Origin of the sequence: Enterovibrio litoreus, from assembly GCF_045679545.1 — a bacterium.
Taxonomy (GTDB): Bacteria; Pseudomonadota; Gammaproteobacteria; order Enterobacterales; family Vibrionaceae; genus Enterovibrio.
The window spans coordinates 1,974,489-2,000,900 of record NZ_CP166194.1; the positions used below are offsets into that span (position 1 = coordinate 1,974,489).

General features: G+C 47.1%; 23 protein-coding genes and 1 pseudogene. 14 read left to right on the forward strand and 10 right to left on the reverse strand.

The features are described 5' to 3' along the window. The first annotated feature begins 133 nt into the window (after positions 1–133). Complete coding sequence (locus AB8599_RS08595) at positions 134–1,120, forward strand: DUF2860 domain-containing protein (protein ID WP_407330491.1); 987 nt, start codon at positions 134–136, stop codon at positions 1,118–1,120. A gap of 133 nt (positions 1,121–1,253) precedes the next feature. Next, positions 1,254–3,584 carry a YgiQ family radical SAM protein gene (locus AB8599_RS08600; RefSeq protein WP_407330493.1) on the forward strand — a complete coding sequence of 777 codons (2,331 nt, stop codon included), beginning with the start codon at positions 1,254–1,256 and terminating at the stop codon, positions 3,582–3,584. A 77-nt stretch (positions 3,585–3,661) separates the two neighbouring features. On the opposite strand, the gene AB8599_RS08605 is transcribed toward AB8599_RS08600, so the two are convergent. After that, a complete protein-coding gene (locus AB8599_RS08605) occupies positions 3,662–3,817 on the reverse strand; it encodes a hypothetical protein (RefSeq protein ID WP_407330494.1) in 156 nt (51 codons plus the stop codon). A 296-nt stretch (positions 3,818–4,113) separates the two neighbouring features. Between AB8599_RS08605 and aqpZ the strand changes: the two genes are divergently transcribed. Then, positions 4,114–4,821, forward strand: a complete 708-nt coding sequence (gene aqpZ, locus AB8599_RS08610; protein WP_407330495.1) for an aquaporin Z — start codon at positions 4,114–4,116, stop codon at positions 4,819–4,821. Positions 4,822–4,931: 110 nt separating this feature from the next. On the opposite strand, the gene AB8599_RS08615 is transcribed toward aqpZ, so the two are convergent. Together AB8599_RS08615 and AB8599_RS08620 are read right to left on the reverse strand one after the other, a co-directional pair. Further along, positions 4,932–5,348 (reverse strand): VOC family protein, encoded by a 417-nt coding sequence (locus AB8599_RS08615; protein WP_407330496.1) that lies wholly within the window; start codon positions 5,346–5,348, stop codon positions 4,932–4,934. 166 nt (positions 5,349–5,514) lie between these two features. Beyond that, positions 5,515–8,568, reverse strand: coding sequence for an FAD-binding and (Fe-S)-binding domain-containing protein (locus AB8599_RS08620; RefSeq protein WP_407330497.1), 3,054 nt, complete (start codon positions 8,566–8,568; stop codon positions 5,515–5,517). A 95-nt stretch (positions 8,569–8,663) separates the two neighbouring features. Between AB8599_RS08620 and AB8599_RS08625 the strand changes: the two genes are divergently transcribed. Continuing rightward, on the forward strand, positions 8,664–8,837 hold the full coding sequence (locus AB8599_RS08625) for a hypothetical protein (protein ID WP_407330498.1): 174 nt from the start codon (positions 8,664–8,666) through the stop codon (positions 8,835–8,837). Here the strand turns inward: AB8599_RS08625 and AB8599_RS08630 are convergent. Continuing rightward, the gene (locus AB8599_RS08630; protein ID WP_407330499.1) at positions 8,824–10,284 is read right to left on the reverse strand and encodes a phosphatase PAP2 family protein; all 1,461 of its coding nucleotides are present in this window, start codon (positions 10,282–10,284) and stop codon (positions 8,824–8,826) included. The genes AB8599_RS08625 and AB8599_RS08630 overlap by 14 nt on opposite strands. 103 nt (positions 10,285–10,387) lie before the next feature. Between AB8599_RS08630 and AB8599_RS08635 the strand changes: the two genes are divergently transcribed. Next, positions 10,388–12,031: a VRR-NUC domain-containing protein gene (locus AB8599_RS08635; RefSeq protein ID WP_407330500.1), complete on the forward strand. Its 1,644-nt coding sequence runs from the start codon at positions 10,388–10,390 to the stop codon at positions 12,029–12,031. Between the two features lie 97 nt (positions 12,032–12,128). Continuing rightward, positions 12,129–12,539: a BLUF domain-containing protein gene (locus tag AB8599_RS08640; protein WP_407330501.1), complete on the forward strand. Its 411-nt coding sequence runs from the start codon at positions 12,129–12,131 to the stop codon at positions 12,537–12,539. Positions 12,540–12,683: 144 nt separating this feature from the next. On the opposite strand, the gene AB8599_RS08645 is transcribed toward AB8599_RS08640, so the two are convergent. The 3 genes from AB8599_RS08645 to AB8599_RS08655 all read right to left on the reverse strand — a co-directional run bounded on the left by AB8599_RS08645 (position 12,684) and on the right by AB8599_RS08655 (position 15,027). After that, positions 12,684–13,418, reverse strand: a complete 735-nt coding sequence (locus tag AB8599_RS08645; RefSeq protein ID WP_407330503.1) for an MBL fold metallo-hydrolase — start codon at positions 13,416–13,418, stop codon at positions 12,684–12,686. 52 nt (positions 13,419–13,470) lie between these two features. Then, entirely contained in the window at positions 13,471–14,091 is a 621-nt protein-coding gene (locus AB8599_RS08650) for a chemotaxis protein (RefSeq protein WP_407330504.1), read from the reverse strand. Positions 14,092–14,277: 186 nt separating this feature from the next. Then, positions 14,278–15,027, reverse strand: a complete 750-nt coding sequence (locus AB8599_RS08655) for a flagellar brake domain-containing protein (protein WP_407330506.1) — start codon at positions 15,025–15,027, stop codon at positions 14,278–14,280. A 381-nt stretch (positions 15,028–15,408) separates the two neighbouring features. On the opposite strand from AB8599_RS08655, the gene AB8599_RS08660 reads away from it, so the two are divergent. Beyond that, positions 15,409–15,933, forward strand: coding sequence for a hypothetical protein (locus AB8599_RS08660; protein ID WP_407330507.1), 525 nt, complete (start codon positions 15,409–15,411; stop codon positions 15,931–15,933). 56 nt (positions 15,934–15,989) lie between these two features. Then, positions 15,990–17,450 carry an HD-GYP domain-containing protein gene (locus AB8599_RS08665; protein ID WP_407330508.1) on the forward strand — a complete coding sequence of 487 codons (1,461 nt, stop codon included), beginning with the start codon at positions 15,990–15,992 and terminating at the stop codon, positions 17,448–17,450. A 48-nt stretch (positions 17,451–17,498) separates the two neighbouring features. On the opposite strand, the gene helD is transcribed toward AB8599_RS08665, so the two are convergent. Next, the gene (gene helD / locus AB8599_RS08670; RefSeq protein ID WP_407330509.1) at positions 17,499–19,622 is read right to left on the reverse strand and encodes a DNA helicase IV; all 2,124 of its coding nucleotides are present in this window, start codon (positions 19,620–19,622) and stop codon (positions 17,499–17,501) included. Positions 19,623–19,845: 223 nt separating this feature from the next. On the opposite strand from helD, the gene yccS reads away from it, so the two are divergent. From yccS to AB8599_RS08690, 4 genes are all read left to right on the forward strand, one after another. After that, entirely contained in the window at positions 19,846–22,020 is a 2,175-nt protein-coding gene (yccS, locus tag AB8599_RS08675) for a YccS family putative transporter (protein ID WP_407330510.1), read from the forward strand. 9 nt (positions 22,021–22,029) lie between these two features. Beyond that, positions 22,030–22,311 carry a hypothetical protein gene (locus AB8599_RS08680; RefSeq protein ID WP_407330511.1) on the forward strand — a complete coding sequence of 94 codons (282 nt, stop codon included), beginning with the start codon at positions 22,030–22,032 and terminating at the stop codon, positions 22,309–22,311. 318 nt (positions 22,312–22,629) lie between these two features. Continuing rightward, positions 22,630–23,046: a hypothetical protein gene (locus AB8599_RS08685; protein ID WP_407330512.1), complete on the forward strand. Its 417-nt coding sequence runs from the start codon at positions 22,630–22,632 to the stop codon at positions 23,044–23,046. A gap of 71 nt (positions 23,047–23,117) precedes the next feature. After that, positions 23,118–23,324 (forward strand): hypothetical protein, encoded by a 207-nt coding sequence (locus tag AB8599_RS08690; protein ID WP_407330514.1) that lies wholly within the window; start codon positions 23,118–23,120, stop codon positions 23,322–23,324. A 621-nt stretch (positions 23,325–23,945) separates the two neighbouring features. Here the strand turns inward: AB8599_RS08690 and AB8599_RS08695 are convergent. Both AB8599_RS08695 and AB8599_RS08700 read right to left on the reverse strand, forming a co-directional pair. After that, a pseudogene (locus AB8599_RS08695) lies at positions 23,946–24,230 on the reverse strand (Mobile element protein); the annotation flags it as partial. A gap of 237 nt (positions 24,231–24,467) precedes the next feature. Then, a complete protein-coding gene (locus AB8599_RS08700; RefSeq protein ID WP_407330515.1) occupies positions 24,468–25,430 on the reverse strand; it encodes a transposase in 963 nt (320 codons plus the stop codon). Positions 25,431–25,700: 270 nt separating this feature from the next. Here AB8599_RS08700 and AB8599_RS08705 point away from each other — a divergent pair, with 270 nt between their 5' ends. Both AB8599_RS08705 and AB8599_RS08710 read left to right on the forward strand, forming a co-directional pair. After that, positions 25,701–25,988: a type II toxin-antitoxin system RelE/ParE family toxin gene (locus AB8599_RS08705; protein WP_407330516.1), complete on the forward strand. Its 288-nt coding sequence runs from the start codon at positions 25,701–25,703 to the stop codon at positions 25,986–25,988. A 10-nt stretch (positions 25,989–25,998) separates the two neighbouring features. After that, positions 25,999–26,316: a HigA family addiction module antitoxin gene (locus AB8599_RS08710; RefSeq protein ID WP_407330517.1), complete on the forward strand. Its 318-nt coding sequence runs from the start codon at positions 25,999–26,001 to the stop codon at positions 26,314–26,316. Positions 26,317–26,412 lie beyond the last annotated feature (96 nt).

Sequence of the window (26,412 nt, forward strand, 5' to 3'; positions counted from 1 at the left end):
CGACTGTTTTTCTCGTAGTCACTGAGGTAAACAAGTAAATTTAACGTAAAGATTTCAATCACTATTTTTGTCGCCATTGCCTTTGCTATGATGACAGACTCCTTACATCGTCAGAGCAAAGGATATTGCGCGCATGAATGTTAAACACCCTCTTTTAGCCACTCTCGTTTTGTTGCCCTTTGTTTCTCATGCAGGGTTAGCAGAAAGAGGCGGACTCAGCGGAGAGATTTCACTCATCGGTGGTGTGGTTTCTACCGACTCTAATCTCTCTACCAGTGGTAATGCCATAAAAAACACCCCGCTAAACAGCAGTGGGAATCGTGAAACGAACACCATTTTTGGGCCTCTCGGCAAGTTAGCCTTAACGTGGGGCGAAGGGCTCAATCAACAAATTTTCGTCGGTACGACCCGTGAAGATATTGCCGTCGGAACAATAGCGCTAGAAATTGGTTACAAACATGAGCTGGCATCCGGTACACAAATCACCGCAGCTTACTTGCCTACCGTATTGTCAGAAGAGGTTTGGTCAAACCCCTATCTCACCGACGCGACACGCAGTGAAACCGATAAATCTGGTGATGCATTCCGTCTGCAATTAAATCGTATTGCAGGGTCACCACTATCACTGGATGTTGCCTACGCCCAAACCGAGATCGACGATGAACAAAGCGGAAGCCCTGGATTTACGGTTGCAGAGCAAAACCAACTAAACCGTGCGGGTGACACACTCTACTCCAAGGTGAGTTATCGCCAGTTTCTAGGTCGCGGTTTGGGTGTCGCGCCCGCATTTGTTTACTTCAACCACGATGCAGAAGGCGATGCGATGTCTTATCAATCACTGGGTGGTGAGCTTTCCTATTTCAGCTTTGCTGGCCGAAATAAAATTGTACTAACGGGTAAATACCATGCTCGAGACTACGATGCGAATCATCCCGTTTTTGGTACCACACGTGCTGACAAAGAATACGGCGCCTTCCTCGCGTATGAATATGGCCAGCTCTTTGATATCCAGCCTTTGTCCTTCATTTCATTAGCCGGATACAAAAACATCGACTCCAATATCGCGTTCTACAATGCCAGTCAGTATCTATTTTCGCTGGGTGTAAGCTACAAATTCTGACACGATTGGGCTGCATTTTCGGGTAGTGCAGCCCAATCTCGCCAAAAACCCTGCAAAATTGCGGGTTTAAACCTTCTGGCTCTCCTCTCTACAAGCCGCTATAATTGCCGCCTTGCGAGAAAGAGGTCAAAAAATGCGCAATTCCGTCACTCCCATCTTTGAATACCCTAAATACTGGGCTGAGTGTTATGACACTTCACCTTTTCTGCCAACCAGCAGAGAAGAAATGGATCAGCTAGGTTGGGACAGCTGTGACATTATTATTGTTACAGGCGATGCCTATGTCGATCACCCAAGCTTTGGTATGGCTGTTATTGGCCGTACGTTAGAAGCTCAGGGTTTCCGCGTCGGCATCATTGCGCAGCCAGATTGGCAAGACAAAAAAGCGTTTATGGCGCTGGGTCAGCCAAACCTCTTCTTCGGTATCACCGCGGGCAACATGGATTCCATGATCAACCGCTATACCGCAGACAAAAAAATTCGTCACGACGATGCCTATACGCCAGATAACAAAGGCGGCATGCGTCCTGATCGCGCTGTGTTGATCTACACACAGCGCTGCAAAGAAGCCTATAAAGAGACGCCAATTGTTCTGGGTGGCATTGAAGCGAGTCTTCGCCGCTTGTCGCATTATGACTATTGGTCAGACAAAGTCCGTCGTTCTGTTCTGTGCGATGCGAAAGCTGACATCCTTCTGTTTGGTAACGCTGAACGCGCGTTGGTTGAAGTCGCCCATCGCTTTGCTAAAGGCGAAAGCGTCGCGAACATGAGCCGTATCGCCGGCACGGCAGTGATGTTGAAAAAAGCGCCTGAGGACATGACGGAAGTTGATAGCTCACGCATAGACAAGCCAGGTAAGACCATGGTCATGCCTAACCCGTATGCCACTGAAACGGCCTGCGAGACCAAAAAAGACGACGAAGCGAAGCCCATCATGGTTCGCCCACCCCGTCATGATGCTGAAAACAGTTATGTTCGTTTGCCTTCTTTCGAGAAATTGGTCAACGATAAAGTGCTTTATGCACACGCAAGCCGCGTGATGCACTTGGAAGCCAACCCTTATTCCGCACGCGCACTGATTCAAAAACATGGCGAGCGAGAGCTTTGGGTAAATACCCCCCCTATTCCACTCACCACGGAAGAAATGGACTACGTGTTCGGGTTACCTTTCGCACGTGTCCCTCACCCTAAATACGGCAACGCAAAAATTCCTGCGTATGAAATGATCAAGACCTCGGTCAACATCATGCGTGGCTGCTTTGGTGGGTGTTCATTCTGTTCGATCACAGAGCACGAAGGACGCATTATTCAAAACCGTTCGAAGGAATCTATCCTCAACGAGATTGAAGATATTCGCGAAAAAGTGCCTGGCTTTACTGGCGTGATTTCTGATCTGGGTGGCCCGACTGCGAACATGTATCGCCTTGGCTGTTCTGATCCTCGCGCAGAGCAAAACTGTCGTCGACCATCGTGTGTGTTCCCAAAAATCTGTGAAAAATTGAACACAGACCATAAACACACCGTTGACCTGTATCGCTCTGCTCGTGAATTGCCTGGCGTGAAGAAAGTGGTTATCGCATCAGGTGTGCGATATGACCTCGCGATTGAATCACCAGAATACGTGAAAGAATTGGTGACTCACCATGTAGGTGGTTATCTGAAGATTGCACCAGAGCATACCGAAAAAGGTACGCTGGATCTGATGATGAAACCGGGCATGGGCGCTTACGATCGCTTCAAAGAGCTGTTCGAGAAATATTCTAAAGAAGCGGGCAAAAAGCAGTATTTGATCCCGTACTTCATCGCCGCACACCCTGGCTGTACAGATGATGACATGTTGAACTTGGCGCTGTGGCTGAAAGAGAACGACTTCCAGTGCGATCAAGTACAGAATTTCTATCCATCGCCAATGTGTAACGCAACGTCAATGTATCACTCTGAGACCAACCCTCTGAAACGCGTGAAATACAAGAAGCGTGAAGAGCTGTTTGTTGCCAAAGGTGAAACTCAACGTCGCTTGCACAAAGCCCTGTTGCGCTATCACGATCCGGCTAACTGGCCAATCATTCGTGAAGCGCTGACCAGCATGGGCAAACGCCACCTAATTGGTGATCGTGAAGGTTGTTTGATCCCGCGTGAGGGAAGCGAAGCTGAAATGGCCGCCTTGCAGCGTCGTGGTTCAAACCGTCCAGGTGCGAAACGCTTTGCCACCAAGCACCCTAACCAGCCTGATATCCGTAAGCCTCAGGGTCAAGGCAAAGGAGCAAAAGGTAAGCCTGTTGGAAACGCTCAACGTCCGACCTCTGGAAAACCAAAGCTTCAAGGTACAGGCACGAACAAGCAACAAAATGGCGTTAGGCCAAACGGGTCTAAGCCTGGAGCCTCGAACAAACCGGCCGGCTCAAGACCTGCTGGAGGGAAAAATCGTCCATCCGGCAATAGAAACCGCTCGGCAGCCCGATAGATAGACACAAAAAAGCGAACCTTATGGTTCGCTTTTTGTTTCTACTCAGATGATATCTATCAGAATAAATCTCACCATCATCGTATCAGTTCAGAGATCACCAAACCTAGCGCAGCAAGCGCCACAAGAACACACAGACCTATTACTGCTTTTTTCTGCGAATCTTCATCAAGAAATTTGGCAGCCAATACGCCAACAATGATTAATCCACCAATAACCGCAATTTTAATCATTTTAATAGCCTCTTTATCCAACTCTCTGATTTTTCAACAATAACACATATACGATCCTACAGCGATGACTAGATCAACTGCTGCGACTTACACACTCTGGTCACTCACTTGTGACACAAGACCTTAGTGCTAAGTCATAAGTGCTTTTGGTGGGTGTCGAGACGCAAGTAGACAGCTTTCACTGCGCATTCAGAATAGTGTGCTAGGTTTAAATCACTTACTAGGTGCAAGCTCTAATACACTTTGTGATTAACATTCCGCCATTCCATAACATTGAGAGAAAAGAAGGTTGTGATATGTTGAAAAAACTTACAGCAGAGTTCATCGGTACATTCTGGTTAGTACTCGGGGGCTGCGGGAGCGCCGTATTTGCAGCAGCGTTTCCAGACCTCGGTATTGGCTTTTTGGGCGTAGCGCTCGCTTTCGGCTTAACCGTGGTTACCATGGCATATGCCATTGGCCACATCTCGGGATGTCATTTGAATCCTGCGGTTTCTGTTGGCTTGTGGGCCGGTGGTCGATTCCCCACCAGCGAACTCCTCCCTTACATTGTAGTTCAAGTCGCAGGCGGCATTGTGGGCGCGTTTACCGTATACATCATTGCCAGTGGTCAACCCGGTTTCGATCTCGCCGGTGGCTTAGCATCTAACGGCTATGGTGCACACTCTCCCGGTGGTTATGACCTGCTTTCAGGTTTCATTACTGAAGTGCTGATGACCTTTATGTTCCTAATTGTCATCATGGGCGCAACACACAAACTCGCTAACCCCGGCTTCGCTGGCTTGGCCATTGGTTTATCACTGACCCTTATTCACCTTATCAGTATCCCAGTGACCAATACGTCTGTTAACCCTGCTCGTAGCACAGGGCCTGCATTGATTGTGGGTGATTGGGCGCTTGAGCAACTTTGGCTATTCTGGGTCGCACCGTTGATTGGAGCGTTCATTGCTGGAGTGGTTTATCGTTGGCTTAGCCCTAACGAAGAACAAACCGTCAATTATTGATACCTACCTTTGATATAAAGATTTCAACTTGAGGTCAAAATAAAGCCCCAGCTGGACTGGGGCTTTTTTTATCTGTTATCTGCTATCTGTTAATCGCCATGGTGCGCGGATTAATCACTGTCACTTGAAGGGCAACTTAGCATCCAGCGAATACCGTATTTGTCGATAACAATGCCAAATCGCACATCCCAGAAGGTGTAGTCCAACGGCATAATGATCTGCCCCATGTCAGACAGCGACAGAAACACTTCACTTTGCCGCCGCTCATCATTTAGCGTGACATGAAACGATACGTCGCCGGAACCTTGTGCCAATGAATCGTCCAGTCCATCAGATGCAAAAAAGCGAATTTCCGGCGACACAAATTCAGCATGCATAATGCGAGTGAGAATGTGAGCTGGGAACTCAACGGGAGAGTCATCAAATGTAGTTAATCTGGTGATTTTTCCATTCCACGCATCCTCATAAAAAGACAATGCATGTCGGCAAACACCATGAAACGTGATGTGTGGCTGAAGCATACTCATAGCAACTCCTTTCCTAGATGAGGAAATCGTTACAGCTAAGACTACCAGTTAGCAGAATATGCCTCGCCCAACTATTAAGACGCACCCACTATTGTTCAAAAACACAGCCGAAAAAAAGGGAGCTTTGCGCTCCCTTTCTAAATCACCATGTGATTAAGCAGCCAGCTTAAACCAGCCTTAACAACACCTGCACGGGATGAAATAGCTTTTTATGTTCAAAGCGCTTCACTTGGCTGCGACAAGAGTAGCCTGTTGCCATACAGCGCGAGTGCGGCAATGAATCAAGACGAGGCTTCCAGCTTAAGTGATAAATGCCTTTGGAATTCTCCAGTTTATCTGACTCATGCCCATAAGTACCCGCCATGCCACAACAGCCCACTGGCACGGCTTCTAATTTGCCACCAAAGTGGGTAAAAATACGCCCCCACTCTGCTTCTGCATTCGGCAGTTTGGTTTTCTCGGTACAGTGCGCCAGCAAATACCAAGCATCTGTATCTGCATTTTCCTTTGCTGGTACATGGTCGATTTCGTTCAACAACCATTCATGGGCGGTGAGAACGGTGAAGTCACCACGTTTATCACCAAGGACTTCGTTGTATTCGTCCCGATAGCAAAGCACCAGAGCAGGATCGACACCTACCATTGGAATGGATAGCCCAGCCACTTGGTTAAGAAAATCAGACGTGTTGGTTGCCGTTTTGGCGAATTTCTTGAGGAAACCCTTAATGTGTTGCGCCTTACCGTTTGGTTTGAACGGCAATAGCATTGGCTTTTTGCCAAGCTTTTCAACCAAGCGGACCAAATCACGAATCACGTCTGCTTCGTAAAAGCTTGTGAATGGGTCTTGAACAATCAGCACGTAACGTGAACGCTCTTCGTCACTCAGCGCCTGCAACCATTGCAAATCAAACTTTGTAGAATGGTGTCCATCCAAAGATTCCATCAACGTCGGTACAGACAATGCCGGCGCATCGACATAACCCACCACTTTTTTGGTTACAGCCTGCGCCCATTTTGGTTGAGTAAAGGTGTTTACAATCACTGGCGCTTTCGCCATCCAAGGCAGCATAGATTCAATGTTTGCCACCAAGTAATCTTTGGCCGGACGTTGATAGCGGCTGTAATACAGATTGATAAAGCGAGAGCGGAAACTTGGCACATCCACTTTTATCGGACATTGCGTGGCACAGGCTTTACACGCCAAACACCCGTTCATGGCTTCCATCACTTCGTGAGAGAAGTCGTAATCGTCTTTTTTCGCTAGCCAGGTGTTTTTGAAACGCGCGACAATTTGTCGAACTGATGGTGTTTTTTCACTTAGCTCTTTTTCGAGCACGAGTGGGTCAACACCCTGCTCGGCCAGCAGTCTCAGCCATTCACGCACAATGCCTGCTCGGCCTTTTGGCGAGTGGCGACGGTCATAAGTGATTTTCATCGACGGACACATTGGTGAACTGGTGTCGTAGTTAAAACACAGGCCGTTACCGTTACATTCCATTGCTTGACGGAAGCTATCACGGGTTACCACCGGGATTTGGCGATCGAGCGCACCACGTTTCGGGCCTTCAACTTTGACCAAGGTGTCTGCGCTGTCAAATGGTGTACAGATCTTACCTGGGTTCATGCGATTGTCAGGATCGAACGCCGCTTTGACTTTACGCAGTTCGTTAAACAGATCGTCGCCGAAAAATTCAGGGCCATATTCTGAACGGAAACCTTTACCGTGTTCGCCCCACATCAAGCCGCCATATTTCGCCACCAGCGCGACGACTTGATCGGAAATCGTTTTCATCAAGCGTTCTTGTTCAGGGTCACACAAATCAAGTGCCGGACGGACATGTAATACCCCCGCATCAACGTGACCAAACATGCCGTAATCCAGATTGTAACTATCTAGCAGAGCACGGAACTCCACAATGTAATCAGCAAGGTTTTCAGGGGGCACGCAAGTATCTTCCGCGAATGCAACGGGCTTGGCAGCCCCTTTGGTTGCACCAAGCAGGCCGACCGCTTTTTTACGCATATTGTAGATACGGTTAATGGAAGCCAGATCGTCACAGACTTGATAACCAATCACGCCTTGTTCGCCCGTCTCAACAAACACATCTAAGCGTGCTGTTAACGCAGCAACTTGCGCAGCAATCTCTTCGGTATCATTGCCGGCAAACTCGACGATATTAATGCCTTGCATCACTTTGCCCGGCACATCCGTCAGCAGTTCTTTCACTGTGTTCCAGACAATATCTTCACGAGCAAGGTTCAAGACACGCGAATCAACGGTTTCGACCGATAAAGCATTGGCTTCAACCATCACAGGAGCGCTTCTCAGCGCCGAGTCGAAACTGTCGTACTTGACGTTAACCAGCGTACGGGCTTTTGGGATTGGCGTGATGTTTAGTTTGGCTTCCGCAATAAATGCCAGCGAGCCTTCAGCGCCACAAAGCACACGTGCAATATCGAACGTATCGTTTTCTGGCTCGTAGGCATTTTTGAGATCATACCCCGTCAGAAAGCGGTTAAGAGGGGGGAATTTGGCATCAATGTCAGCTCGTTTTGAGCGACAAATTTCAGCAACGGTTCGCAGTGCATGGCCAGCAAAATCTTGTCGCTCATTGGCCGCTATCTCATCACTTGATAGCCTGTTGGTATCTAACAAAGAGCCGTCAGCGAGGACTGCGGTGAGTCCAAGAACATGATCAGAGGTTTTGCCATAGCGCAGTGAGCCTTGACCAGAAGCATCTGTGTTCACCATGCCGCCGACTGTGGCACGATTACTGGTAGAAAGATCAGGAGAGAAAAAGAATCCGTGAGGGCGAAGCGCATCATTGAGCGCATCTTTTACAACACCCGCTTGAACCCGTACCCAGCCTTCTTCAGCATTGATTTCGAGGATTTTCCGCATGTGCCGAGACACATCTACGACAATGTGTTGCGTCAACGACTGACCATTCGTACCCGTACCGCCGCCACGCGCTGAAAAACGAATTTCATTAAATTCGTCGTCTTTGCACAGCGCGCCGATCAAGGATAAATCTTGAACAGACGTGGGAAAAACGACAGCTTGAGGCAGTAACTGATAAACAGAATTATCTGTCGCAACGGCAAGTCGGCTGGCATAGAAAGTTTCTACATCACCCTGAAATCCGTTATTTTTGAGCGCATCCAGATAGCGCCCAACGACAGGTTCGAGAATATGCTGGTGGGTAAGTGCTGGTAACATCATGCTCCCTGAGGCCAGTAGATACGCCGTGGTTCCTTACGGCTGCTGGCAGAATGCGTTGAATTCGATGCCCATCACTTTACCTCAGGTGTGAGGTGCATCAAAGTGGAAATGCAACCCTCACACGAGGAAAAGCGGCTGAAAACACACAACTTAGGGGCAAAGTCGGCCTGCCGTTTTCTACTGGTTTGTTTTTAAAACGCCCTTATCAAGCATTGTTCCGCCCTAGCAGTGGTGGTCAAGCGATAACCGCAGTCATTGCCGCATGATGTGACGAAACACCCTTGGCGTTACCACCAACACCCAAACAGCAATCGCCCATCCTGTGCCGCAGTTCAAAGCAACAATAATTTGATTGACCGCATATTTGGCCGTCAAAATATTATCCATCAACACCAAAACTAACACCCCTGCCGATGCCATGACAAAAAATGTCGCCTTGGCATGACGCCTAACCGCAGAGACGTAAATCGGATATATTTTGAGGCAAAGTAGTGAGCAGTATGTACCCAGACAAATCGCGGATATATAGATGATATGAGGTTTATGAATCCACAATCCCAAGACGGCCGCAAACACAAACGAGAACAGCCAAAATCTGGCAGAGGTCAGCACTCGGGTTCTGTTCGCGAATCGCCAATTTCTGAGTTGACGAAGTGCAAAGCTCGCGCCGAGACCAATGAAGCATCCAACCACCACATCAGAGGGATAGTGCTCCCCCTGCAATAACACCTTAGCACTCACCAGCAACACAGAAATCGTGCCAACCAGCGCTAACCGCCTTCTTCCTCGTGGGTACTTTTCTTTATCCCAAGACAGAACAAGCCAGCTAAACAAATAGGTGGTTAAAGCCACAATACTCGCGGGTAACGTATACCCTAATGTGTCGTGTTCACCAAAAACAGGATCGATAAAGTAAGGGCGTGGTACTTCGATAATCGTGGTCATGACCAAGGTAAACAGGGACACCAATAAAAGCCCTGCGCCATAAATTAATGTTGCACGATGACCATGGTAGGCTCGAATAAATGCCAAAGATAAAATAAAGAAAAGAGGTGTGATGAGGCTACCCGTGGCAATAATGGCATTTTTGGCACTCGCGAAAGAGCGACTTGCCGCTCTATATCCATGCAAAGACTGCAGTACACTCAACTGGTTGCGATAAAAGGGTGTGAGATCTTCAGACTCCCCTGGAGACAACACAAAATCACTCGGCGTGACTAACGGCACCCACTTGGGAAACATCCATTTATGTTCAGGGAATCGATAGTTTCTTCGAACCGTTGGCGTATCAGGCAATAGCAATACGCGCGTCACTTCTTTGCCAAAATGGGGCGCAGACCATGCCATCAGCACACGTCGCTCATTCTCATCAACAAAGTAAGGGGTGGACGTTTTTAATGTGCAGGCAAAAATAGCCGAATTATAAGTGCGAGCGATCAAATCTCCCGTCTCAACATGCAGCCCTGTCTCTTCAAACACTTCTCTTTTAGCGGCAACTTGTGGCGTTTCATCACCAATAATTGAACCACCCGGAATCGAGTATTTACCGCTGATCGCTTCATCAATCATCAAAATGTTACCTTGACGGTCCACAATCAAGCAATCTGCTGCTTTGATAGGCAATGTGCTGTTAATTGCATTGACCGATGCATCAGCGAATACGTCAAATGCCAAAAAGACGATGAATCCCATCAATAGACGTGAAATTTTCACGAACCCTTAACCCCTATAAAACAAAATGAAACGACATTCCATTGAAGACCGCCCTCATCGCCTGCCATAATCTGACGAGTCGAATCGAAACGAACATCCCTATATGCATCCACAATACACAGCCCCACCCGTTTTATCCGCTCACTACTATCTCGATAATTTCCACTCCATTATCAACATTGTGGCGACTCGCTATGACGATTTACTGACCAAAACGGAACAAGAATGGCTGCTGACTTTTTCTTCACTGTCGCTGGATGCAAAACTGCTCACCGTAAGACTACTATCACGCAAAGGCTGCTGGTTTCGTCGTGACAAGCTTCACTATGACGAAATCAATGATATTGACACTGCTATTCACGAACTCGTCAATCAGAGCTTTGTCTTTGTCACCCGCACGCCTTCGTTTGTTGTCGCCGCCGAGCTAATGACCAAGCCAGAACTGCTTGAGCATTTCTCAGCGATTCCACTCAAAGCTTCTGCGAAAAAAAGCGACATCATCTCTACAATTTCCCAATCGGTTACTGAAGAGGGCATCCCACCACTGGCGACAGACTGTTTATGTATGCCTCACGATGTACTGCCCATTTTTCTGTTGTTGTACTTTGGCAACTCTCGACAAGACCTCAGCCAATTTGTTTTAAGTGACTTAGGTATTTATCGATTCGAGAGGGTATCACTTCTTAATGAAGACAGACTGTTTAACTCAAGAGACCAAATAGAAGATTGGCTATTTTTTTCTACACTCAATGATAACTATTGGCAATACACTGAAATAAAGGACTCATCAGCGGCAATCGCGCTGATCGATTCACTACCCAAAAGACCAACTTGGACGCCTCTCGCTCGCAAATGGGACAAACTCGCCAATCGTCTGGCGCGAGATGCAGAACGCGCTAGCGATTTCGCAATCGCCACGCGTTTATTTACACAATCGTGTTTACCACCAGCTCGCGAACGTCTTGCACGCATAGCCATCAAACAGGAAGACTTTCATTCAGCCATCCAAGCTGTTAACGCCATGATTGAATATCCCATCAATGAAGATGAAAAGGACGTCGCGCAGCGTATTGGGCGACAACTTGCCAAAAAAGTCCCCCTTTCTACCCTACCCTTTTCTGTTTCGCGCGCACCCGCTGCGCAATTTGCGACCAACACCCTGCCACTCGCTTTTGAAGGTCGCGTTGAAAACGCCGCAGCCAGAACATATGAGAGCGACGGCTGGAAAGTCTGGTTTTGTGAAAATGCGGTACTTAATGGCCTATTTGGCTTGATGTTCTGGGACATCATATTTGCACCGATCAAAGGAGCGTTCTTAAACCCCTTTCAACGATCACCAAGGGATATGTACTCACCCGATTTTGCTACCAGTAGATTGGCACTCATCAATGAGAGGATCAGCGAATTTCAGCAAGGCAGTTTTTCAATCATGGACGTTTATGATGAAAAAGAAGGTATTACTAACGACTGGGTAAACTGGGCGCTCGTCGATAAGCCCTTAATTGAAGCGGTATGTTCAACACTGACAGGCGACCAGATCATTGCCTGTATGAAGCGAATCCTATTCGACACAAAGTCCAACCGCTCCGGACACCCTGATTTGTTCATGATAAAAGATGGGGGCTGTCAGTTTGTCGAAATTAAAGGCCCTGGCGACAAATTACAGCCGCATCAAATCCGTTGGCTTAACTTTCTCAATGCACACGACATACAAAGTACGGTGCTATACATCGAATCCCTCACTTAGCCACGACAGTCATGCAATTTTTCATTTTTAATACATACTTATAGAAAATGAGAATAGGTAACTAAGGTCGATAGATGCGTGAATTGTGGAGGTCGCAATGAGTGATACCTTAAAGCAGATTGTTTACATTAGCAGTGCAGAGCATCCGTTTACCGATGAAGAGTTTGCCAGCATGTTGGCATCTATTCGGAGAAACAATGAGCGACAAGGTGTTACGGGAATGCTTCTTTACAAAGATGGCGACTTCATTCAAGTGATTGAAGGCGAAGAATCAGTGCTTTATCCATTGTTCGAGGTTATCTGCAAAGATCACCGACACTATTCTGTGGTTGAGCTAATGCGAAAAACCATTCCTGAGCGTCAATTCAAAAACTGGAGCATGGGGTTTCATCACATCAATAGTGATGACCCAAGACTGGCGGGTTTTAATCGTTTTTTTGATGACAATTCGAACGATGAAATTGATGCTGGAGAAGCACTAAACCTCCTACTCGTTTTCAGAGAGTAGCGATTTAACCGTCAAAGACTGAGACCGGCCACAGCGCTTTCAAATAGTCGCTTTAGAAAAGGCACCACAAAAAAACAGAAAAGAGTGCAGCGTGCACTCTTTCTTCGTTACCCGATAACCGAACAACCTCAAGCAATCAGCTCGCTACTTTATCGCGATGCCTACGTCGAGCTCTTCGAACCAATCTAAGAATTTCCCCACATTCTCCCCCGTAAATATTCGTCCATGCTGTGGGCACATCATTTCAATATCTAACAATCGAACTCGTCGTATCCAATCATTTTTAGCTTCATTGGAAGGCATCCAGCGTTGGTGAAACCCGTGCATCTTTGGAATGTGCTCGTCAAAGTCTTCCACTTCTATTGGCGCGTCATCCGCTTCCAGTGCGGCGCCAACGTCACCACTCATCAAAATCTTCGCGACGGGATCATAAACGTGGTAATTGCCCGATGCGTGTAGATAGTGAGCAGGAATAAACCGCACTTCCACACCATTGATCACTAAGCGCCCACCTTCATCAGCAATAGGAACATACTCGATATTCTGCATGCCAAAATGACGAATAAACCCCTCCCACAGCCAAGGCGCATGGAGCTTAGTCTCCATTAATGCCGTGTCCCACAGGCCAAGTGAAGAAATGATATCGGGATCCTGATGTGATGCGAACAGATGATGAATTTGGGTGATTGGGACTTGTTTCACCACAGAAGCAAGCATGGCTGAAAAAATCTCCATACCACCAGGATCCATCAGCAAGGCACTTTTTGGCGTGCGTATCATGTACTGATTGGTATCAATGATTTTTTCTGGCTTAGAGGGATCTCTACCAAACATAAACCATTGGTGTGTTTCACCAGAATAGATTTCTTTTGTTATCATTTCAGCCTGTCTCCGAGACCTAAGTGCCATTGTTCATGGGTGTAAAATGTTTCTAGTAATAGTCGTCAGACAGTTCCCGACACAGCGACTGAGAGAGCATAATATGAACTTGGATACGTTCTGCTGCCTTGGATACATTGTCGGCAACCACATTCAGTCCCTCTTCAAATTTCTTACCCGACTGTGACGCTTCAACACGAGACATAGCTGAAAGAACAGACGCTGTTTTGATCTCTCGAGCGAGATTTTCAAGCAGCTCGGACAACTGAGCGACTTCTCTATGAAAAAGGCGGATCACTTTGGCATGTTCGGCTTTCATGTGTTCAATGGGGTCAATGATGCTTTGGACAAACTGAGCCTCTCGACTCACTACGGCGGCATCTTTAAAGCGATCAATGGTTCGCTCACTGCGCACAGCGACTGTTGCCAGTCGACTAATTGTTACCGCCTTGAGGTTGATAATGTCTGAAGTTTTAACCGTAGTTTCAGCGAGTTGGTCAATAAAATCGGTGATTGCTCGAAACCCCGCAGCACCTTGGCCCGCGCGCAAAGCAAGCGCTCGAGCATTGCTGGCGGTCAAGGATATATCGTTAGCAATCTCACGTGCTTTATACAATTCAGCGGCAACGACAGCAGCCGTCACAAAGTGGTTGTCAACATTTGGGTCAGTCATGGATATATCTGATTTATAGGGGACTACACTAAGTTTAGACAAGAGTTCATCATGCAATCAGAAATGAGACAGCTTTTATTAAATATTTGAATAAAAGCATGTTTTGTGCTTTTTCATCCGAACACTTCCTGATTTCATAAAAAAGCACCGTTGTCATACGGTGCTTTACGCTGTTACTGATTGCCGTTAACCTCCGCCCGGCCCCGTTTCTTTTTTAGGGTTCTTAAACACATATTTGGTGCCGTCGTAAATCAACGTTGAAAGTAATCGTCGACAGTTTGCTTTGCCGGGCTCATCAAACACCATTCCGTAAGTTTGCTTGCCACGCTTGGTTCGACCATTTTTAACACCGCCACTCAACGCGTAAGTGTCCCCATTCGCTTTGTTTACCACCTCAAGCACAATCTTTTGGTCTACGTCGAATTCAGGAGAAATCGCTTCGTAGCTAAACCCACAACCACCCGATGAAACATCAGTCAGGATCACACCCAATTTGCGGTTTGATAGCTGAATGTCACCGGGCAAACGCAGTTCATAGCGTATCTCGTTTCTCAACAACACAAGTTTTGCCTGTTGAGGAACGGGAAATACAAGCACTTGAATAGGACGAAAAACGACGTGGGCAATACGGGTTCTAAACCTCACCAACGCGCCTTCGCCTTGCTCAGAAATCCCCTCAATATCAACATTGAATCCTTCCATGAAAAATTCTTCATATTGCTTTTTGGTAAGTCTGGGCATGGTGAAAAAAATATGTTGCTGATCATCGAAGCCTATAAAATTAGCTTTAAAACCAAGGTGTTGCCCAAGTGGCGTGATGATTTCAAGTGACGCTTCAGTGCCATGCTGAATAAAATCCATGGCCTGAAGGCCCATGATAACGCGCTCTCGCGGTCGTGCCGGCGGTTTCTTCGCTGATGTTGAATTTGTATTCATTTATACCCCTCGCCGGAAATACACTTAGATGATGTGCAATGTGTCGCTATCGGCGTCATTAATGAAGAGCTAAAGACTCATTGTCAGAAAAATTTACACATCAATCAGACTTCGCAGCTCTAAAAATCACTTTTTCTCATACTTATGTATAGGCAAGGGATCGCGTAAATTCAATAAATAGGCTACTCAAAAAGAATAAAAAAATTCACTCTTTCACTTTGTAATTTAAAGACTTTGTTAATTTTCACGAAGGCAAGTACAGCTTAGCGAATGAACGTTTCATCGATTTTTGTGATTTGCTCCATAAGAGAAACTTTTCAATGGTATTGATACCTTTGTCATTCATTCAAATCATCCGTCTACACTTGTAGTGTGTGAAATGTGAAATATGCGTGGTGCGTATTGGCTAGCAAAGTATTAAATCGTCTCGATTTTCCGTGGCTCATGGCGGTTGGTCTTGTCTCCATTCTGTCCTTCCCTGTGTTTGGGATAAGTGCCGGTCAATTGCACTTTCCTGCGCCTGAAAGCATGAAACAGGTGCTTGAAGCTCTGGGATTTGAAGATCCTTGGACAGAAATGAATGAGGGAGAAAAGCTCACTATTCATAACGGAGAAATTTGGCTACGAGACGGTGATTACTTTGCTTTATTAGGCGTGAGTGACACGAACGAGAATACGATGCAATTGTCACTCATCAACAATCTGAGCATTTGCGCAAAGCTTGGTATGGCGGTGACAGGTCAGCCATCCAAGACCGTTTTCAACACCTTTGGCACATTGACAAAAGATGCGCTCATCAAGCCCGAGCAACAAATGCTGGCTGGCGATGCACCTTTTTATTTTCACGTTTTAGTGACAGAACTTCTAACAAATCAGACGCTGATGCAATGCGGCGTTAAGCGCTAAAAATACACATTGGAGCCTCACTCCATTCATTTAAAACCGAACAAGAGAAGGTGGACATGGCTGAAACCTCGTTTGTGCAGTCTCCAAAAAGAGCAACTGTCCATTACATCGTCGCGATTATTATCTTCACGGTTTATGGCTCGAAAGTCTGCCCATTCATCGATTCATTGCCGACGGCGGTGCTGCTTCTTCAATCCGCGACGGTATTCATGCTGCTCTACTTTGTGCGCTTGATACTTCGCGCCATATACCACGGCGAGGTTAGCCTAATCACAAACGTGGGGATTTTTGCACTCGCCGGTATTGGGTTCGCCATTTGGTATGCCACCTTGTATGGCTTCCCTTTAGACAGCAATCTCAAAGTGGTGTTTGGCATGGCAATATTGGGGGTTATGATAAGCCTTGATTTGGCCATTGATAACACTCGCTATCAAACCGCACATCCCAACACCCAGTTTGAAGCCCCACATAAGTTCACACCTTTGGCAGGACAAATTGGTTTGGGCGCAATGTTATTGGTTATCATGGTAACCGTGTTGCTTGGGTTGGTTGTTACCAAAGATTTACTGTGGCTGGTTGAGCACACTGAACACAAGACCACGATTGCCGACATTGATAGCATTCTCAAAGAGTTTTTCTTTGTGGGTCTGGTGGTTTTAGGTTACATCGCCGTGATTTCCAAAAACGGTGCCAATTTGATTCATCAACAACTGGAGCGACAAACCCACGCAATGGTGCTTGCGGCAGATGGGCAGTTAGAACAAAAGCTGCCCTCTAACCACACTGGGGAATTGGGCGTTATCGCTTACTACACCAACAAAATGCTCAATGATCTTCAAACCAGTTACGACGAGATCAATCGTACTCGCGACGCGACCATCATTGGCCTTTCTACTTTGGCAGAAGTGCGTGATAACGAAACTGGCGCGCATATTCTGCGCACTCAAAACTATGTTCGCGCACTGGCTTACACATTACGTAGGCAAAGCAAATATGCGGCCTACCTCAGTGACGACACCATTGATCTGCTCTACAAATCAGCGCCTCTTCATGATGTGGGCAAGGTCGGCATTCCGGACGCTATTTTGCTCAAGCCGGGCAAACTGACTGACGAAGAATTCGTCATAATGAAAACCCATGCCCAGCTCGGAGCCGACGCCCTGTCAATGACAGAGAAAAGCGTTGAAGGCATCGCTTTCTTACGCTTTGCTCAAGAGATTGCAGCCACGCATCACGAAAAATGGGATGGTTCAGGTTACCCTCTCGGGCTAGCGGGGAATAGAATTCCGCTGTCAGGGCGCTTAATGGCACTGGCCGATGTTTATGATGCTCTGATCTCAAAACGGGTTTACAAACCCGCGTTCAGCCATGAAAAAGCCAAGGAGATCATCTTGCAGGGCAAAGGAACGCACTTCGACCCAGCTGTTGTAGAAGCCTTTCTCGCGTGTGAACATCAGTTTGTCGAGATTGCCGCACAGTTTGCCGATGACGGCATGCTCGACGCCCGCGCGGGCTAATTGTTCTTGGCTTAGCTCATCTCTGCATGGCTTGGCTTGGCTTGGCGTTCATTCCGCCATGACTGACTGCTCAGTAGCTGGCTGAACATGCGCAGACTGAAGCGACTTTTTCGGTAGCTTTGAAATTACAGGATAATCGCCCTGCCAGAGTTCTTTAACGAACTCAGAAGGCTTCTCAGGGTGGCAGAAAATCCAGCACTCTTGTCGTGCGCGTGTCAACGCCACATAGAAAAGCCGACGCTCTTCCGCATGCGCCATTTCACCGTGCATAGACAACATCGCGACTTCTAACCCTTCGCTTTGTCCTTTTGCTGGGAACACGCCCTCGTTCACATCGAGTAGAAACGTAAAGTCTGCCTCTAATCCTTTGCTCGCATGCGCGGTGACATAAACAATATTGAGCGATGGCCAACGCGCTTGCCAAGACGAAAAACCTTCTGGTTTAGAGGCATGATTCCGTCCAATCATCATGAGTGTCGCATCACGTTCCCCCTGCGATGCGGCCAGCTTAATCAAGGTATCTTCAAGCATGTCAGAAGACACAAGGTGAACCGCTTTCTTCTTTTGGATTTTTACGCTATTCAACGGCTTGGCTAGCTGCTTTGGGTTAACCTGAATAAACGGGTTTGCCACTGCGCCAATTTGGGAGTGGAAGCGGTACGTCAGGTCCAAATATCCAATCACGCCAGCAGGGAATCGAGAAAGAAAATCCGTGGTCAGACTGACATCAGAACCAGCAAACCGGTATATCGCCTGCCAATCATCACCCACTGCGAACAACGAAGGCGCGCGGTCTCGCTTACCGCCACAAAGTGCTTCAAGCATTTCCATGCGTGCTGGGGAAATATCTTGGTACTCGTCCACCATAATATGGTCATATTGCACCGAAAACGTGGCGCTCTTTCGTGAAAGCAACTTGGTGGCTTCTTTAATCAAGCCATTAAAATCAACGTTGTTGGCTTGAGACACATGGGTTTGATAGCTGCGCATAATCGGCCAGACCAACGCGAACTCACTTTCAGCACGCGCATCACCGTTCACTTGCGAGCGCATCGCCGCTTGCGATTTATTCTGTTGGATCAGCAAATCTAGCTGACGCCACAACCATTTGTGTAAACGCGGCTCATGGGCTTGCTCGGCCAACGTTCTTTCTGCGTTCAAGCCGGGTAATTGCCACTGAGAAAGGTGTTTCAGCCAGCGCTTTTCAACAGCAGGTTGAGTGAGATTCTCAGCAAGCCATAACGTCATCCAACTGAGTTTAGCTTCTTCATCGGTCGCGAGCGCAGACAGCACAGGCGCGTTACCTGTGAGCGCCTTGATGACTTTAGTTGCAAAGCCATGGAAGGTAGACACTTCAACATTTCTCAGCCCCGCACTGGCTAGCCGTTGCACCATTTCTTCGCTGGCTTTCTTGCCAAATGCCAACATCACGATGCGTTCTGGTGTGGTTTGCTCGCTAGCCACCAAGTATTGGGTGCGCGCCATCAACACGCTGGTTTTGCCTGAGCCTGCGCCTGCCAAAAGCAGGTTGTGGTTGTCGTCCATCAACACGGCTCGACGCTGAGAAGGGTTGAGCGGAGAAGATTCAATGCCATCAAACCATGGCGACCAACGTTCTAACTCGGTTTCCCGCCACTTCGCGTTTCTCGTTTCCCGCATCGCGCTGCCATTTTGCAGCCAACCAAAGAACCCTTGATACAGCGCAGGGTTAGCAATAGCAGCAACTTGAGGGTGAACGCCAAATTCCGCCACCGCCGCGCTTGCTTTAAGAGTCCACTGTTGGAGATCAGCGTCGCGAAGATACCCTTTGTGCCCTTCAAGCTCATCTCGCAATGCCACCAACTCATGCTCAATCAGCATAAATTTGTTTTGCTGCTTTGCCAGCCAGCCTTGATAACTTGCGGTTAATTGATCGACGAATGAAGAGAGTTCACGCCAAGGAAGGCCATAGGCGGAAATGGAACGCGCGGGTTGATCGGCAGGGGAAACGATAAACGTCAGTTTTCCCCACAACAACCCCCGAGACAAGCGACATTGCCCGTCCCAGATGGCAAACGGGACAGTTTCTGTCAAATGTTTGGATTCAAACACAAGGTGATGTTCATCAAGTGCAATGCTGTAATGATCGCCTTGTACACACCATTGGGCCAGCTTACTGGCAGATAATTTCATGAAAAGCTCGGCAACTGAAATGACAACATGAAGGATAGCAATTTCTTACCTGTATCTCACGGTCTTAAGCGATTATCACTAAGGCGCACAGAAAAGCATAGGTGAATGAAAAATCAGCGAAAGGATCTTATGTAAGGGAAATAACCCTCGTTTTTGATCTCACCCCTTGGATGAAGGTTTCAATCTGCTATCTTACTGCCATGCTTCTTCTAGTTTCGTTCTCATGATATCTAAACGCACTTCGCTTACATTCCGTGAATACTGGGCAAATAGCCGCATTAATTACAGCGTCCGCGTGTTTATCGCGTTAGTCGGCGTGGCACTTCCTTGTTGGTGGTATGGCGCATCAGAAGCCATTACTCCTTTGGTATTGGGGATTATTGCTTCAGCACTGGCCGAAACGGACGACAATTTCTCAGGCCGACTTTCCGCACTTCTCACCACCCTATTTTGTTTTGCTATCACGACTTTTTCTGTCGAAATTCTTTTTGATTATCCCGTTTTGTTTGCGTTGGGAATGGTCGTTTCTACCTTCAGTTTTATCATGTTGGGCGCCATTGGCCCTCGCTACACGAGTATCGCTTTTGCTTCGGTACTGACCGCCATTTACACCATGCTGGGGGCGCAAGAATCGCCTTCGCTTTGGTTCCAGCCTACACTGCTTTTAGCAGGGGCTGCTTGGTATGGGTTGATTTCCCTTGTCTGGCTTTTACTCTGGCCGTTGCAACCTGTTCAACAAAGTATTGCCTTGGTGTTCAACACGCTGTCTCACTATCTCGATCAGAAATCGGAGATGTTTCATCCCAGTCGCAGTTTGAATCCGCAACCTTTGCGACTGCGTGATGCGAACGAAAACATCAAAGTCGTGAATGCGCTTAACGGTGCCAAGAACGCCTTGATGAACCGCATTCGTCGCGGTCGAGTTAACGACAACACGCGACAGCTATTGAAAATCTACTTTCTCGCCCAAGACATTCATGAACGTGCGAACTCATCCCATTATCGATATCAAGATCTGGCTGAAGTGTTCTTCCACAGCGACGTCATGTTTCGCTTACAGCACTTACTGCATTTGCAATCCAAAGCGTGTTTGGAGGTGTCTCACTGCCTCACGCTGTCACGTCCCTACATTCACGGCGAGCAAAGCGTTAAAGCATTAGATGAATTGCAAGAATCGCTAATCTATATCAAGGCGGAAAATAACCCTGAATGGAACCCTCTACTCAGTCAGTTAGACTACCTATTCAGTAACCTAGCCACGGTAGAACGCCAGCTTTCCAACATCAGCAACCCTGATGCCACCGTTAATGACGAAGACAAAGAAATCCCTGATTCAAACGCCCACAGCTTTCGTGAAAAATGTGCACGCGTTTGGGCACAGTTAACGCCAAAATCCTTACTGTTTCGTCATGCAGTGCGTTTGAGTGTGGCGCTAGGTGTCGGCTACGGCATTATTCAAGCATTTGATTTAACGCGCGGATACTGGATTTTGCTCACCATCTTGTTTGTGTGTCAGGTCAACTACTCAGCCACCCGCAGCAAACTCACCCAGCGGGTATCCGGCACCTTAATTGGCTTGTTGGTTGGTCTCCCCCTACTCACATTGTTCCCGGATTTAACAGGGCAATTGGTGCTGATGGTGTTGTTTGGCGTGCTATTCTTCGCGTTTCGCACCACCCACTACGCCGCAGCAACCGCGTTTATTACCCTGTTGGTGCTCATGTGTTTCAACCAGCTAGGGGAAGGCTATGCGGTGATGCTGCCTCGCCTTGGGGATACGTTGATTGGCTGTTTACTGTCTGTGGCAGCCGTTCGGTTTATCTTGCCTGATTGGCAAGCTCACCGTTTACGCGGGATCATGAAAGATTCAGTTGCCGCGAACCGCGATTATCTGGCGCAAATCATAGGCCAATATCGCATCGGTAAACGCGATACCATGGCCTATCGTGTCGCGCGACGAGAAGCGCACAATCATGATGCACAACTCACCACCGCCATCAGTAATATGCTGGCAGAGCCAGGCCGCTACCGCACCGCCATTGATGAGAGCTTCCGTTTTCTTTGTTTAAACCACGCCATGTTGAGTTATATCTCAACCCTTGGTGCGCACCGTATGCAAATGGATGATGACAGCATTCATGAACTGGTATCCAAAGCGCACCGTGGTATACACGAAGAGCTGGATTGTCTGATAGCCAAACTGGCCGGGGATGCGGTTGAAACGACACCTTGCTTAGATGACGCGCTCGGCAAGCATTTAGAGCGATGGCGCGAAGAAGAAAGCAGTTCAGCACGCATGGTGTTGCAGCAACTTCATTTGATTCATCGTATCTTGCCAGAAATGCACATGCTGACAGATGAACTTGCGAAGAAAGCGCTCAAGAGCTCAAAGTCGTAAGGGAACATGATGAAAGGCCTGATGCTGTTCATATTACTTTTTGCGTTCAACGCACACGCTGATAACAACCACAATGTGGAATCCCTCCCCCGCATTGTCTGGCTAGACCAACAAGGCGAGGTCGTTCCAGACGACGTGATTGATGCCATTGCCGACCAATGTGGCATTGACCAAGCCGCCCACCGTATCGCCAATATCAACGGCGGCGATATTGAATCAGCGATTGATGAGTACAAAGCCGCCGTCGCCTGCTTCGAAGAACACGGATTCACCAAGCAAATTGCGAAATAACGTTCCGCGATTATTGCTGGCGAGGTTTTGCCCTAAAGTTGTTTGGCCAGTGTTTTTAACGACTTCAAAAATCCACATCTTTCCATACAAAAACTAATCAGGAAAAGACTACGCCAGCAACGAGAAAAGAAAGGGCTGACGTTGACGAGAACATTACGCAATGCTGGGCATGACAGAATTCCTATCTGATTTGAACCTTTCGTATCTCTTTGTTGAGTCAGTATTTTCAAAGATATTAGTGGCAAAATTGGTTGAACCGTCTGTACTTGAAGGTATGGGCGCAATGCCAACCAAGAGAAAAGAGAAGGAATTGCACTAATGGCTGTCACCCTTAATATGCCCGCTCGCTGGCTTGATAATACAACACCTTCATTTTTCCCTAGGTTCCTAGAACAAGACGAGGCTACGTTGAAGGCGTTTGGTAGCCAAATATTTGACGAGGCTTTCGAAATCTACCGAACTGCACATTGGTCGAGGGGGGAAATAATACATTCCAAGCTCACGCGTATTGACGCACACATCAATGCTTACGCAAGAAAAATTCCTGAGAGTAAACTACCTCGAACGATCATCTCCAGAGAAGGGGCTCCCCCCTATGATTATACTCCTGGGCATTTCGCTGATTTTCCTTCAGCGATTATCAGTGAGCGATTTGCAGCGTGTTTGATGGAATTAGAACCGGGAAAACATCAACTTTCCCCTATGGTTGTTGTAGATGAAAGTGGGGGGGTGTAGGTCAGGCTTACTTTTGGCGGCCAATGGTGATTTTGGATGCGATTGACTTAAACTCGACACGGATCGTTTTTATGAAAAAAGGAGACCCGGAAAATTCTAATTTAATGTTGGAGCCTGGGGAAGGAAATTCCGTAAAAAAAGATGTGATAAGAGACAATCTTGCATGGGCTGATGCCAGATGTCCATCAAGCTTGTTTGTATCTGATGCTTTTCTTGAAATACTCTCCAGCCGACAAATTAATGATTTTTCGACAAGGTTTACTTTAAAAGAAGTATAGCCCTCTTACTAAGTTACAACCCTGTTGTGCTCGTTAATAGGGTTTCCCCAAAGCTAACTTACTGGGACAGCTAACTTACTGGGACAGTCACCGTTAGAGAAAGGCAACAACTGATTTTTCGATAACCTACTGTTATAAAGTTAGATATATCAGAAGGACACTCAATCTCCCCAAGTCACTAGGTCTCTCATCAAATCTCACTAAATCTGGGCACGGGAGACAGCATAAAAACAGGCGATTGCCTGTTGAACTTACTGAGACAGTCACCGCTAGAGAAAGGCAACAACTGATTTGTCGATAACCTACTGTTATAAAAATAGATTTGTCAGAAGGACACTCAATCTCCCCAAGTCACTAGGTCTCTCATCAAATCTCACTAAATCTGGGTACGGGAGACAGCATAAAAACAAAACAACTTACTGGGACAGTCACCGTTAGAGAAAGGCAACAACTGATTTGTCGATAACCTACTGTTATAAAGATAGATCTATCAGAAGGACACTCAATCTCCCCAAGTTACTAGGTCTCTCATCAAATCTCACTAAATCTGGGTACGGGAGACAGCATAAAAACAGGCGATTGCCTGTTAGTTGATGAAGTTGGGGTAAGGAAGGAGAAGGTTTAGCCGTCGGGCAGTCTAAGCCCTGATATTCGCTTTCGGTTTAGTTGAGGTAATGCAGCTTTGATTGCAACATCGCTGCCCACTAGCCTGCCCCGCTCTATTTGGGTGCAAGCTTGTAGCCAATCTGCGGGCTCAAAGCCGAGCCTTGAAAGAATAGGCGGTAAAGTGCTGTTGATATGCCCCCGTTTGTTGTCCCGCATTTGCCTTCCTGTCCAGTCGACAAGTTCCAGATAATCCATTAATCGAAAGGGAATACCATCGGGCCTGGGTTCGCGTGGATTGCCTGGGGGACTACCGGGACAGTCACCGTTGGGGACTACCGGGACAGTCACCGTTAGAGAAAGGCAACAACTGATTTTTCGATAACCTACTGTTATAAAAATAGATTTGTCAGAAGTACACTCAATCTCCCCAAGTCACTAGGTCTCTCATCAAATCTCACTAAATCTGGGTACGGGAGACAGCATAAAAACAGGCGATTGCCTGTTAGTTGATGAAGTTGGGGTAAGGAAGGAGAAGGTTTAGCCGTCGGGCAGTCTAAGCCCTGATATTCGCTTTCGGTTTAGTTGAGGTAATGCAGCTTTGATTGCAACATCGCTGCCCACTAGCCTGCCCCGCTCTATTTGGGTGCAAGCTTGTAGCCAATCTGCGGGCTCAAAGCCGAGCCTTGAAAGAATAGGCGGTAAAGTGCTGTTGATATGCCCCCGTTTGTTGTCCCGCATTTGCCTTCCTGTCCAGTCGACAAGTTCCAGATAATCCATTAATCGAAAGGGAATACCATCGGGCCTGGGTTCGCGTGGATTGCCAACAAAGGGGAAAAGGTAGCGGGCGGTGTGTTGCTCTTTTCTCAACGCTTCAATCCGTGCTTTGACGGAGGTAAAAGCGGATTGCTCAGGTGTATCGGCAATAGCCGCACGAACGGGGTTTAAATCCACATACGCCATGGCTGCTGCCAGTGCTTTTTCATCAAGCAGCGCTTGGCTTTTAAAACGACCTTCCCAAAAGTGACCCGTACATTGGTCTTCCCGATTCGCTTCCAAAGCTATGTGTTGATTGAGCAGCCGCATAAACCAACTGATGCTGGTCAGTCGCTCTCGCCAGACTTCGATAATTTCTTCACAACGTTCACGCTCAGCTTCGGAGAGTTTGTCGCCGCCCATAAAGCGGTTCACCAACACCGGGCCTGAATGCAGTGACAGCCAACGTTCAGCGACCTGCTCCAGGGATAATAATCCTGCTTCTTTGGTGTTAATGTGCAAAACGACGTGATAGTGATTGCTCATAATGGCGTAAGCGCAAACATCGATGCAGAATATATGTGCGAGCAGTAGCAGACGTTTCTCTATCCACTCTCGTCGGTGTTCAAAGCTCTTGTCTGCGTGTATGTCGTAGCCACAAAGAAATGAGCGGCGAACGCAGCGAGACACACAATGATAGTATGGCGTGGCTGATACATTGATCAGTGATGAGCGTGCTGTAGTCATAGAAGAAGCCGATAGTATGGTATGTCATAAAGCTACATGGGTTTCTATGTGTCGTCGCATCGGGTTCGTTGATTTATGGGGCTCTACTCATTGGAATGAAACTGACTGGTTTATCCTTTTCTTGAGGTGACTGTCCTTTCTTGAGGTGACTGTCCTCGTTTTCACTCACTCGTTTTCACTCATCGTTTTCACTTCCTAATCAAACTTGTGCACAATGCTGTTATGCGTTACCCTTTGTTTATGAATGCACAATGAGACAGTGCAGTTGTAATGGCATTAGAATTTAAAGATAAGTGGTTAGAGCAGTTTTATGAGGATGATAAACGACATCGTTTAATTCCAAGTAGCATAGAAAATGCTCTATTTCGGAAATTGGAAATCTTAGATGCAGCTCAAGCTGAGCGTGACTTAAGAATTCCACCGGGAAATCGTTTCGAACATCTTGAAGGTACTCTTAAAGGGTGGTGTTCAATTCGAGTGAATAAACAATATCGTTTGATTTTTCAGTGGGTTGATGGTGTTGCACTAAATACTTACTTAGACCCACATAAGTATTGAGGTAGCGACTATGCGTAAGACAAAACGTCGTCCAGTTAGCGTTGGGGAAATGTTAAAAGTAGAATTTCTTGAACCAATGGGCATCACATCAAAAGCGCTCGCAGAGGCAATGGGTGTACACAGAAATACGGTAAGTAACTTGATTAATGGCGGTGTGTTAACGGCTCCAGTGGCTATCAAGTTAGCTGCGGCATTAGGTAATACACCAGAGTTTTGGCTTAATATTCAACATGCAGTTGATCTTTGGGATACGAGAAATCGTTATCAAGAAGAGGCCAAATTTGTAAAGCCGTTGTTTGTTACGGTGGAACAAAGTGTACGTACATAACAAATAAGAATAAGTGTCGCTCAGCCGACACTTTATTCGGGTGTTGAACAAGCCCGACGCCTCTTTATTTAGCAAATTGCTCAGATGAGCAGAGGA

What these genes read in the sequence shown, in the direction of transcription:
- AB8599_RS08650 (WP_407330504.1), bottom strand. Translation starts at nt 14,091, where the DNA reads ATGACTGACCCAAATGTTGACAACCACTTTGTGACGGCTGCTGTCGTT.
- AB8599_RS08710 (WP_407330517.1), top strand. Translation starts at nt 25,999, where the DNA reads ATGCGTAAGACAAAACGTCGTCCAGTTAGCGTTGGGGAAATGTTAAAA.
- AB8599_RS08690 (WP_407330514.1), top strand. Translation starts at nt 23,118, where the DNA reads ATGAAAAAAGGAGACCCGGAAAATTCTAATTTAATGTTGGAGCCTGGG.
- AB8599_RS08645 (WP_407330503.1), bottom strand. Translation starts at nt 13,418, where the DNA reads ATGATAACAAAAGAAATCTATTCTGGTGAAACACACCAATGGTTTATG.
- AB8599_RS08615 (WP_407330496.1), bottom strand. Translation starts at nt 5,348, where the DNA reads ATGAGTATGCTTCAGCCACACATCACGTTTCATGGTGTTTGCCGACAT.
- AB8599_RS08700 (WP_407330515.1), bottom strand. Translation starts at nt 25,430, where the DNA reads ATGACTACAGCACGCTCATCACTGATCAATGTATCAGCCACGCCATAC.
- AB8599_RS08605 (WP_407330494.1), bottom strand. Translation starts at nt 3,817, where the DNA reads ATGATTAAAATTGCGGTTATTGGTGGATTAATCATTGTTGGCGTATTG.
- helD (WP_407330509.1), bottom strand. Translation starts at nt 19,622, where the DNA reads ATGAAATTATCTGCCAGTAAGCTGGCCCAATGGTGTGTACAAGGCGAT.
- aqpZ (WP_407330495.1), top strand. Translation starts at nt 4,114, where the DNA reads ATGTTGAAAAAACTTACAGCAGAGTTCATCGGTACATTCTGGTTAGTA.
- AB8599_RS08665 (WP_407330508.1), top strand. Translation starts at nt 15,990, where the DNA reads ATGGCTGAAACCTCGTTTGTGCAGTCTCCAAAAAGAGCAACTGTCCAT.
- AB8599_RS08685 (WP_407330512.1), top strand. Translation starts at nt 22,630, where the DNA reads ATGGCTGTCACCCTTAATATGCCCGCTCGCTGGCTTGATAATACAACA.
- yccS (WP_407330510.1), top strand. Translation starts at nt 19,846, where the DNA reads ATGATATCTAAACGCACTTCGCTTACATTCCGTGAATACTGGGCAAAT.
- AB8599_RS08620 (WP_407330497.1), bottom strand. Translation starts at nt 8,568, where the DNA reads ATGTTACCAGCACTTACCCACCAGCATATTCTCGAACCTGTCGTTGGG.
- AB8599_RS08635 (WP_407330500.1), top strand. Translation starts at nt 10,388, where the DNA reads ATGCATCCACAATACACAGCCCCACCCGTTTTATCCGCTCACTACTAT.
- AB8599_RS08640 (WP_407330501.1), top strand. Translation starts at nt 12,129, where the DNA reads ATGAGTGATACCTTAAAGCAGATTGTTTACATTAGCAGTGCAGAGCAT.
- AB8599_RS08655 (WP_407330506.1), bottom strand. Translation starts at nt 15,027, where the DNA reads ATGAATACAAATTCAACATCAGCGAAGAAACCGCCGGCACGACCGCGA.
- AB8599_RS08595 (WP_407330491.1), top strand. Translation starts at nt 134, where the DNA reads ATGAATGTTAAACACCCTCTTTTAGCCACTCTCGTTTTGTTGCCCTTT.
- AB8599_RS08680 (WP_407330511.1), top strand. Translation starts at nt 22,030, where the DNA reads ATGAAAGGCCTGATGCTGTTCATATTACTTTTTGCGTTCAACGCACAC.
- AB8599_RS08600 (WP_407330493.1), top strand. Translation starts at nt 1,254, where the DNA reads ATGCGCAATTCCGTCACTCCCATCTTTGAATACCCTAAATACTGGGCT.
- AB8599_RS08705 (WP_407330516.1), top strand. Translation starts at nt 25,701, where the DNA reads ATGGCATTAGAATTTAAAGATAAGTGGTTAGAGCAGTTTTATGAGGAT.